The sequence below is a fragment of the Streptomyces sp. NPDC051987 genome (genome assembly GCF_040680735.1).
Classification (GTDB): domain Bacteria; phylum Actinomycetota; class Actinomycetes; order Streptomycetales; family Streptomycetaceae; genus Streptomyces.
This window is the reverse complement of record NZ_JBFAXI010000018.1, coordinates 1-8964: the sequence shown is the minus strand read 5'-3', so window position 1 is coordinate 8964 and position 8964 is coordinate 1. Positions and strand designations below refer to the sequence as shown.

The 8964-nt window shown below is 71.9% G+C and carries 10 protein-coding genes; 7 read left to right on the top strand and 3 right to left on the bottom strand.

Going from position 1 to position 8964, the window contains the following annotated elements; genetic code table 11:
* Positions 1-1515 (bottom strand): TldD/PmbA family protein (locus AB0M11_RS12615; RefSeq protein ID WP_365704353.1); only part of this gene is annotated, 1515 nt, incomplete at its 3' end.
* Positions 1516-1750: 235 nt separating this feature from the next.
* On the opposite strand from AB0M11_RS12615, the gene fabG reads away from it, so the two are divergent.
* From fabG to AB0M11_RS12600, 3 genes are all read left to right on the top strand, one after another.
* Complete coding sequence (gene fabG, locus AB0M11_RS12610; RefSeq protein WP_365704351.1) at positions 1751-2470, top strand: 3-oxoacyl-[acyl-carrier-protein] reductase; 720 nt, start codon at positions 1751-1753, stop codon at positions 2468-2470.
* Between the two features lie 5 nt (positions 2471-2475).
* A complete protein-coding gene (fabI, locus tag AB0M11_RS12605; RefSeq protein WP_365704349.1) occupies positions 2476-3243 on the top strand; it encodes an enoyl-ACP reductase FabI in 768 nt (255 codons plus the stop codon).
* A 173-nt stretch (positions 3244-3416) separates the two neighbouring features.
* Entirely contained in the window at positions 3417-3767 is a 351-nt protein-coding gene (locus AB0M11_RS12600) for a hypothetical protein (protein ID WP_365704347.1), read from the top strand.
* On the opposite strand, the gene AB0M11_RS12595 is transcribed toward AB0M11_RS12600, so the two are convergent.
* Positions 3745-4437: a FadR/GntR family transcriptional regulator gene (locus tag AB0M11_RS12595; protein ID WP_365704345.1), complete on the bottom strand. Its 693-nt coding sequence runs from the start codon at positions 4435-4437 to the stop codon at positions 3745-3747. The genes AB0M11_RS12600 and AB0M11_RS12595 overlap by 23 nt on opposite strands.
* A 79-nt stretch (positions 4438-4516) precedes the next feature.
* Between AB0M11_RS12595 and AB0M11_RS12590 the strand changes: the two genes are divergently transcribed.
* The 4 genes from AB0M11_RS12590 (at position 4517) to AB0M11_RS12575 (ending at position 7034) form a co-directional block, all read left to right on the top strand.
* Positions 4517-5860: a CynX/NimT family MFS transporter gene (locus tag AB0M11_RS12590; protein ID WP_365704343.1), complete on the top strand. Its 1344-nt coding sequence runs from the start codon at positions 4517-4519 to the stop codon at positions 5858-5860.
* A 67-nt stretch (positions 5861-5927) separates the two neighbouring features.
* Positions 5928-6044 (top strand): SGM_5486 family transporter-associated protein, encoded by a 117-nt coding sequence (locus AB0M11_RS12585; protein WP_365704341.1) that lies wholly within the window; start codon positions 5928-5930, stop codon positions 6042-6044.
* 186 nt (positions 6045-6230) lie between these two features.
* Entirely contained in the window at positions 6231-6437 is a 207-nt protein-coding gene (locus tag AB0M11_RS12580) for a hypothetical protein (protein WP_365704339.1), read from the top strand.
* A 78-nt stretch (positions 6438-6515) separates the two neighbouring features.
* The gene (locus tag AB0M11_RS12575) at positions 6516-7034 is read left to right on the top strand and encodes a histidine phosphatase family protein (RefSeq protein ID WP_365704337.1); all 519 of its coding nucleotides are present in this window, start codon (positions 6516-6518) and stop codon (positions 7032-7034) included.
* A 98-nt stretch (positions 7035-7132) separates the two neighbouring features.
* Here AB0M11_RS12575 and serB read toward each other — a convergent pair whose 3' ends face one another.
* Entirely contained in the window at positions 7133-8341 is a 1209-nt protein-coding gene (serB, locus tag AB0M11_RS12570; RefSeq protein ID WP_365704335.1) for a phosphoserine phosphatase SerB, read from the bottom strand.
* Positions 8342-8964: the final 623 nt, after the last annotated feature.

Sequence of the window (8964 nt, the reverse complement as noted above, 5' to 3'; positions counted from 1 at the left end):
GGCCTCCTGCGTGGTGTTGAGGATGTTGACGCCCTTGAAGAGGGCCGAGGGGCAGCCGTGCGAGACGGCGGCGACCTGTCCCGGCTGGGCCTTGCCGCAGTTGAAGGCGCCGCCGAGGACGTATGTCTGGGGGCCGCCGACGGCGGCCATGGAGCCCCAGAAGTCGGTGGTCGTCGCCTGGTAGGCGACATCCCGCAGCTGCCCGGTGATCCGGCCGTTCTCGATCCTGAAGAACCGCTGCCCGGTGAACTGGAAGTTGTACCTCTGCATGTCGATCGACCAGGACCGGTCGCCGACCACGTAGATACCGCGGTCCACCCCGCCGATAAGGTCCTCCGTGGCCAGTCCGGCCGGGTCCGGCTGCAGGGACACGTTGGCCATGCGCTGCACGGGGACGTGCCCGGGGGAGTCGGCGTAGGCGCACCCGTTGGAGCGGTCGAAGCCGGTCAGCCTCGCGATCCGCCGGTCCAGCTGGTATCCGACGAGCGTGCCGTCCTTCACCAGGTCCCAGGACTGCCCCTCGACACCCTCGTCGTCGTACCCGATCGTCGCCAGGCCGTGCTCGGCGGTGCGGTCCCCGGTGACGTTCATCAGCTCGGAGCCGTACCTGAGCTTGCCCAGCTGGTCGAAGGTGGCGAAGGAGGTGCCGGCGTAGGCGGCCTCGTAGCCGAGCGCGCGGTCCAGCTCGGTGGCGTGGCCGATGGACTCGTGGATGGTCAGCCACAGGTTGGAGGGATCGACCACCAGGTCGTACAGGCCCGCCTCGACACTCGGCGCCCGCATCTTCTCGGCGAGCAGCTCCGGGATCTGCTCCAGCTCGGTGTCCCAGTCCCAGCCGGTGCCGGTCAGGTACTCCCAGCCGCGGCCGACCGGCGGTGCGATGGTCCGCATCGAGTCGAACTCACCGCTGGACTCGTCGACCGACACGGCCGTCAGCTGCGGATGCAGCCGCACCCGCTGCTGGGTCGTCACGGTGCCGGCCGTGTCCGCGTAGAACTTGTTCTCGTGCACGGTGAGCAGCGAGGCGTCGACATGGTTGACGCCGTTGGCCGCCAGCAGCCGCGCGCTCCACTCCGCGAGCAGCGCCGACTTCTCCTCGTCCGGCACGGTGAACGGGTCGATCTCGTACGACGAGACCCACGTCCGGTCCGCGTGCACGGGCTCGTCGGCCAGCTCCACCCGCTCGTCGGACCCGGCCGCCTTGATCACCTGCGCCGAGAGCTTCGCCATGGCCACCGCCTGGGAGGCGACCTTGGCGGCCGCGTCGAGGGACAGGTCGACCCCCGACGCGAACCCCCAGGTGCCGCCGTGCACCACCCGGACCGCGTACCCGAGGTCGGTGGTGTCCGACGACCCGGCGGGCTTGGCGTCCCGCAGCCGCCAGGACGCGCTGCGCACCCGCTCGAACCGGAAGTCCGCGTGCTCGGCCCCCAGCGCACGCGCGCGTGCCAGCGCGGCGTCGGCCAGGGCCCGTAGCGGAAGCGCCGTGAAGGCTTCGTCGATGGAATGAGGCACGGAGGTCTCCCTGCTGTCGTGGCCTGTCCGTCCGATCATGTCGCGCCCGCGGGTGCGCGGACCACAGGTTTCGGTCCGGCGTCGCGCGTTTCTGTAGGGACCCGACAGCGACACTCCTCAGCCACTGTCGGTGCCCGCTTGCCCGCCGTGATGTCGGGACCGATAGGTTTTTGATGAAGCCGCCTGTCATGCCAGCTGTTCGGGCGGGTGCCAGACCGAACGAAAGGGTGATCCGTTGAGCCGCTCGGTTCTCGTCACCGGAGGCAACCGGGGCATCGGCCTCGCCATCGCCCGCGCATTTGCCGACAACGGCGACAAGGTCGCCATCACCTACCGCTCGGGTGAGCCGCCGACCGACCTCAAGGAACTCGGCTGCCTGGCCGTCAAGTGCGACATCACCGACTCCGAGCAGGTGGAGCAGGCCTACAAGGAGATCGAGGACGCCCACGGCCCGGTCGAGGTCCTGATCGCCAACGCCGGCATCACCAAGGACACGCTCCTGATGCGCATGTCCGAGGAGGACTTCACCTCGGTCGTCGACACCAACCTCACCGGCACCTTCCGGGTGGTCAAGCGCGCCAACCGCGGCATGCTGCGCGCCAAGAAGGGCCGCGTCGTCCTCATCTCGTCGGTCGTCGGCCTCTACGGCGGCCCCGGTCAGGCCAACTACGCCGCCTCCAAGGCGGCCCTGGTCGGCTTCGCGCGCTCCCTCGCCCGCGAGCTGGGCTCGCGCAACATCACCTTCAACGTCGTCGCGCCCGGTTTCGTCGACACCGACATGACCAAGGTGCTCACCGACGAGCAGCGCGCCGGCATCGTGGCGCAGGTGCCGCTCGGCCGGTACGCGCAGCCCGAGGAGGTCGCCGCGACGGTGCGGTTCCTCGCCTCGGACGACGCCTCGTACATCACTGGAGCCGTCATCCCCGTTGACGGCGGACTGGGAATGGGTCACTGATCACCATGAGTGGAATCCTTGAGGGCAAGCGCATCCTGATCACGGGTGTGCTGATGGAGTCCTCCATCGCCTTCCACGCGGCCAAGCTGGCCCAGGAGCAGGGTGCCGAGATCATCCTCACCGCGTTCCCGCGGCCCACGCTGACCGAGCGCATCGCCAAGAAGCTGCCGAAGCCCACCAAGGTCATCGAGCTGGACGTCACCAACGACGAGCACCTCGCGCGCCTGGCCGACCTCGTCGGCGAGGAGCTCGGCGGCCTCGACGGCGTGGTCCATTCCATCGGCTTCGCCCCCCAGGACGCCCTCGGCGGGAACTTCCTCAACACGCCGTTCGAGTCCGTCGCCACCGCCATGCACGTCTCGGCGTACTCCCTGAAGTCGCTCACCATGGCCTGCCTGCCGCTGATGCAGAACGGCGGCTCGGTGGTCGGCCTCACCTTCGACGCCCAGTACGCCTGGCCGCAGTACGACTGGATGGGCCCGGCGAAGGCCGCCCTGGAGGCCACCAGCCGCTACATCGCCCGCGACCTGGGCAAGCAGAACATCCGCTGCAACCTCATCTCCGCGGGCCCCATCGGCTCCATGGCCGCCAAGTCCATCCCGGGCTTCAGCGACCTGGCCGCCGTCTGGGACCACCGCTCCCCGCTGGAGTGGGACCTCAAGGACCCCGAGCCGGCCGGCAAGGGCATCGTGGCCATGCTGAGCGACTGGTTCCCGAAGACCACCGGCGAGATCATCCACGTCGACGGCGGACTGCACGCCATCGGCGCCTGACCGGCACGGACGATGTGAGGCCCGCACCCCGCGGCGGTTTCCCGGGGTGCGGGCCTCACCCGTTCGGCCCACCTGCCGGGCCGTCGCCGCCCGGACGGCGCACCCTGGAGTACGCGTGGAGCGGGCGTCCGCCGCGCGACGTCCCTCCCCAGCCCGGCCGAGGAGGTCCCCTTGTGCGCCTGTCCCGCAGCCTGGCCCCGGTGACCCTGGCCCTCGCTCTCGTGCTGTCGCTGCCGTACGACGCGCAGTCCCACGCGCGCGTGCCCAGCGGTCACGAACCGGCCCCGCAGCTGTTCGGAGCCTCCTGCCGCACCACCGTCCGCGGCTCCCATGTGGTGGCCTACTGCCACAACCCCTACGTGGACACCGACCGGGTGCGGCTGCACATCGAGTGCGCCCAGTGGTGGGACATCGACACCGACGGCCCCCCGGTCGACACCGATCCGGCGATGACCGTACGACTGGCCGGCCGCTGCTGGAAGGAGGTCCGCGCGGTGTGGATCAGCCACCAGAAGGTGAGCTGAACCGGTCCGGACGGCACAGGAACGGGTAGCTCGCCGCCTCCTTGGCGGCCGCGTCCGCGTCGCCCGCGCGGACCGCCTCGACCAGCCGGGTGTGGTCCATGTACGACTGCGGCGTCAGCTCGGCGCCGACATCGGCGCGCAGCCACTCCCGCAGCACCTCGCCGAGGTCGGCGTACATCGCCGTCAGCACGTCGTTGTGCGAGGCGGCCACCACGGCCAGGTGCAGGGTCGCGTCCGCCGTCACGAAGGCCTCCGCGTCGCCCGACCGCCAGGCCTGCTCGCGGCGCGCCAGAAGGGCGTCGAGCTGCCTGAGGTCCTTCTCCGTCCGGCGGACCGCGGCCAGCCGGGCGGCCGACGACTCCAGCGTCGAGCGCAGCTCCGCGATGTGCCGGGGGTCGGCGTCGACGAAGCGGCGGTGCATCACGCCGGCCAGCTCACTGGTCGCCGCGACGTACGTCCCCGAGCCCTGCCGGATGTCCAGCAGGCCGTTGTGGGCCAGTGCCCGGACGGCCTCGCGGACGGTGTTGCGGGCCACCCCGAGCTGCTCGACCAGCTCCGGCTCGGTCGGGATGCGCGAGCCCACCGGCCACTCACCGGAGGTGATCTGGTTCCGCAGCGCCGCGATGACCTGCTCGGACAGCGCCGAGCGGCGCGGATGGCTCAAAGGCATGACACACCTTCGCACGCGAGGGGTCGCCGGGAGCGGTCGGGCCCGCCCGGGGATGGACAACCAATCATCCTATGATTCTATGATGGTCCTCATGGCAGGCAAGGAAACCCGCACCCCGAGCTCTGCGCCCGGTCGGACGTCGGCAGCGTCCGGGGTACCGACGGCGGCACGGCCGGCGGTGTCCGGAGGGAACCCGACGACCGCCACGCGCGCGTGGGCGACACGGCTGGTCGTCGTCGGCATCGTGCTGTCCGCGGTCAACCTCCGGCCCGCCATCACCAGCCTGGGCGCGCTCCTGGAGGAAGTCCGCGACGGCCTCGGCATGAGCGGCAGCGTGGCCGGACTGCTCACCTCCGTGCCCCCGCTCTGCTTCGCCGTCTTCGGCGTCATGGCCCCCCGCCTGGCCCGCCGCTTCGGTCCCGCGGCCGTGGTCTGCGCCGCCATGGCGGCCGTCACGGCGGGTCTGCTGATCCGCCCGTACGTCGGCGGTACCGCCGGGTTCCTGGCCGGCAGCGCGCTCGCCCTCATGGGCATCGCGGTCAGCAACGTCCTCATGCCGGTCATCGTCAAGCGCTGGTTCCCCGACCGGGTCGGCTCCATGACCGGCCTGTACTCGATGGCCCTCGCCGCCGGCACCTCGGTGGCCGCCGCGGTGACCGTGCCCCTGACCGACGCGCTGGGCGGCGGCTGGCAGCCCGGGCTCGCCGTGTGGGCGGGGCTCGCGGCGGCCGCGGTGCTGCCCTGGGTCCCGCTGGTCCGGGACCGGGGACCGGCGCAGGCTGCCGGGGCAGGGTCAGAGGCACGCGCGCGTGCCGAGCGGCAGCCGCCCGCCCTGCGGATCACGCGCAGCCGCACCGCGTGGGCGCTCGCTGTGTTCTTCGGGCTCCAGGCCACCGCCGCCTACATCACGATGGGCTGGATGGCCCAGATCTTCCGGGACGCGGGCGTCTCCGCGAGCACGGCCGGACTGCTGCTCGCCGTCACCATGGTGATGGGCGTGCCGCTCGCCTTCGTCATCCCGCGCGTGGCCACCCGGCTGCCGCGCCAGGGTCCGATCGTGATCGCTCTCGGCGTCTGCGGCCTCGCCGGATACGCCGGCCTCTACCTCGCGCCCGCCTCCGGCGCCTGGGCCTGGGCCGTACTGCTCGGCATCTCGAACTGCGCCTTCCCGCTGGCCCTCACCATGGTCGGAATGCGGGCCAGGACCGCGGCGGGCGTGGTCCAGCTCTCCGCCTTCGCCCAGAGCACCGGCTATCTCATCTCCATCCCCGGCCCGCTGCTGGTGGGCGTGCTCTACCAGCACAGCGGCGGCTGGGGCCTGCCCATCGCCCTCATGGTCGGCCTGATGATCCCGCAGATGGCCGTCGGCGTCCTGGCGGGCCGCGACCGCACGGTCGAGGACGAGGCCGGCACGGCGCCCTGACCCCGCCCGGCGCGTGTCGTGGCCCCCCGCCCGGCCCCTTCCCTTCCGGGGGTGCCAGACTGGTCCCATGCCAGTGCTCGACCCGAACCCCCAGAACGGTCAGAAGAAGATGCTGATCGTCTTCGGCTCGTTCTTCGCCATCTTCATCGTCGTCGCCGTCATCGCGACCCTCGCGTCCCCCTGACCGCAGCCGGACCCCGCCCGACACCGCCCCCGCGGCCGGTGGTGGGGCTAGCCCCCCATCCCCTAGGGGGTGAGGGTCAGGGTCAAGTGGGTGGGTCACCGGATGGGACGGCGACCGCGGATTCCGTAGTTTCGAGGTGTGGCCGCGAGGGCGGCCGACAGACCCCGGAGACCCACGGAGGCGACCATGCCGGCCCCCACGCACACCCGGTCCCACCCGGCGACCCCGGGCAGCGTCGACATCCGGCTCCCCTGGTGGGCGCTCGCCCTCCCCGCGCTCGCCTTCGCCGCCCTGCTGCTCCTCATACTGAACCCGGCGGACGCCCACGCGGCCACCGGCGACCCCGCCGTCACCCACCTTTTCGAGCGCGTCCAGAGAATCGTCAACCGCTAGCCGCGTACCGCCGGGCAGCGCGAAGCCGCATGTCAACTCCCTGCGCCCGATGGCCTGTTTCATGCGAAGCTGGGTGCCATGAGCGTCGCAGAACCCCGCAGGATTGTCCTCTTCCGCCATGCGAAAGCCGACTGGCCACAGGTGACCGACCACGAGCGACCGCTCGCTGAGCGGGGCCGAATGGACGCCGCCGTCGCCGGACGCAAGCTCGCGGACAGCGGCATCACCTTCGACCTGGCCCTGTGCTCCACCTCCGTGCGCACCCGGGAGACCTGGAAGCTCGCCGTCCACGAGCTCGCGCACCGGCCGAAAACCGTCTACGAGGAGCGGGTGTACGAGGCCTCGCCGGGTGAGCTGATCGCCGTGCTCAACGAGGTGCCCGACGACGTACAGACCGTGATCCTCATCGGCCACAACCCCGGCGTGCACGGCCTGGCGGAGATCCTCGCCGGCGCCGCCGCCGACGACGTCCGCGAGCGAATGAACCGCAGGGGCTTTCCCGCCGCCGCCTTCGCCGTCCTGACCCACGAGGGCTCCTGGAAGGCCCTGGAACCCGGCGTCGCCACGCTCGCGGACTACTGGGCACCCTCGGAGTGAGCCGTGGGGCCGGCGGACCGCCACTGACCTGACACGACGAGGGCCCGGCACCGTGGGATGCGGTGCCGGGCCCCGGTGTCCGGCCCGGCCGGACGGGTTCAGCTCTCGTCCTGGGTGTCCGCCGCCTCGACCTCTTCGCGGGTGACGCCCAGCAGATACAGCACCGTGTCCAGGAACGGGAAGTTCACCGCCGTGTGCGCGGCCTCGCGGACCACCGGTTTGGCGTTGAAGGCGACACCGAGACCGGCCGCGTTCAGCATGTCCAGGTCGTTGGCACCGTCGCCGATGGCCACGGTCTGCGCCAGCGGCACGCCCGCCTCGGCGGCGAACCGGCGCAGCAGCCGCGCCTTGCCCGCACGGTCCACGATCTCGCCGGTCACCCGGCCGGTCAGCTTCCCGTCGACGATCTCCAGCGTGTTGGCCTGGGCGAAGTCCAGCCCCAGCCGCTCCCTCAGATCGTCGGTGACCTGGGTGAAACCGCCCGAGACGACCCCGACTTGGTAGCCGAGCCGCTTCAGCGTGCGGATCAGGGTCCGCGCACCCGGCGTCAGCCGCACCTCGGCGCGCACCTTCCGCACGACCGACTCGTCGAGCCCCTTGAGCAGGGCCACGCGCGCGTGCAGCGACTGCTCGAAGTCCAGCTCGCCGCGCATCGCGGCCGCCGTCACCTCGGCGACCTGGTCCTCGCAGCCCGCGTGCGCGGCGAAGAGCTCGATCACCTCGTCCTGGATGAGTGTCGAGTCCACGTCCATGACGACCAGGCGCTGCGCCCGCCGGTGCAGGCCGGCCGCGACGACCGCGATGTCCACGCCGAGCTCGGCCGCGTCCGAGGCCAGAGCGGTGCGCAGCGGCTCGGTCGCCACGCCGGACACCGCGAACTCGACAGCCGTCACCGGGTACTTGGCGAGCCGGAAGATGCGGTCGATGTTGCCGCCGGTCTTGGCGATCCGAGCGGCGATGGCGGCCGTCGACTCGGCGGTCAGAGGGTGGCCGAGGACGGTGACCAGGGAGCGGCCGAGGCCACGCGGGCGGTTGTCGCCGTGGCCCGAGATGATCTCCGCCTGCATCTTCATCGACTCGGCCCAGCTGTGCACGGTCGCCCGGAGGTCGCCCTCCAGCCCCGCCGGGGGCTGGGTCACGAGCGCGCACAGCACCAGGCGGCCTCGCGTGACGACCTGCTCGATGTCGACCACGTCGACCATGTAGGCGGCAAGCGTGTCGAAGAGGCCGGCCGTGATGCCCGGCCTGTCCTTGCCGAAAATCTTGACGAGGAGAGTGGGGACCTCGGAGGTCTGAGGATCGCTCATGGTGTAACCACCGTAACCGGCACCCAGTGCCTGCGGCGCAGGTGGTCCGCCTGACGGACACGGAACAATAGGTGTCGGGCCGGTGTCGGACGGCTTGCCTCCGCCCTACGAGCGAGCGTGCGTGCGAACTTCATGGCCGGGGCCTGCCGCGCATCCGCCGCGTCCTCACGCACGGTTCAGCACCGAGCCACGCACACGAGGGGCGCCCTGTCCGGGGGGCGTCGTCATCCGCACGGTCGCTCTGATCGGCACGGTCGCCGTGAGCCGCGCGGATGGCGAGGCCCGCCGTCGCCCACTTCTCGCCCGGCACTCGCCGCTTCCCGCCCGGCACCCGGCTCACCTGGGAGGTCGCCTGGGTGGCGGTGGAGGAGGAGGTGGGGGAGGAGGTGGTGGCGGGGGTCCACCGCTCGGGCCGCCTCGGGACCCGTCGGGCCGCCGCGTGTCCGGACGGGGCCGTGGCGAGCGGGGCGGCGGGTCGAGCGGGCGGGCCATGGTGGGGGCGCCGTACACGTCACCCGCGTCCGGCGGCGGCGCGTCGGAGGGGGCCCCGCTGCCTCCCGGGCGGCTCTCCTGCGGGGCCCGTCGGCCGTCGGCGCGCCGGTCGTCGTCCGCCGGGGGCGGTG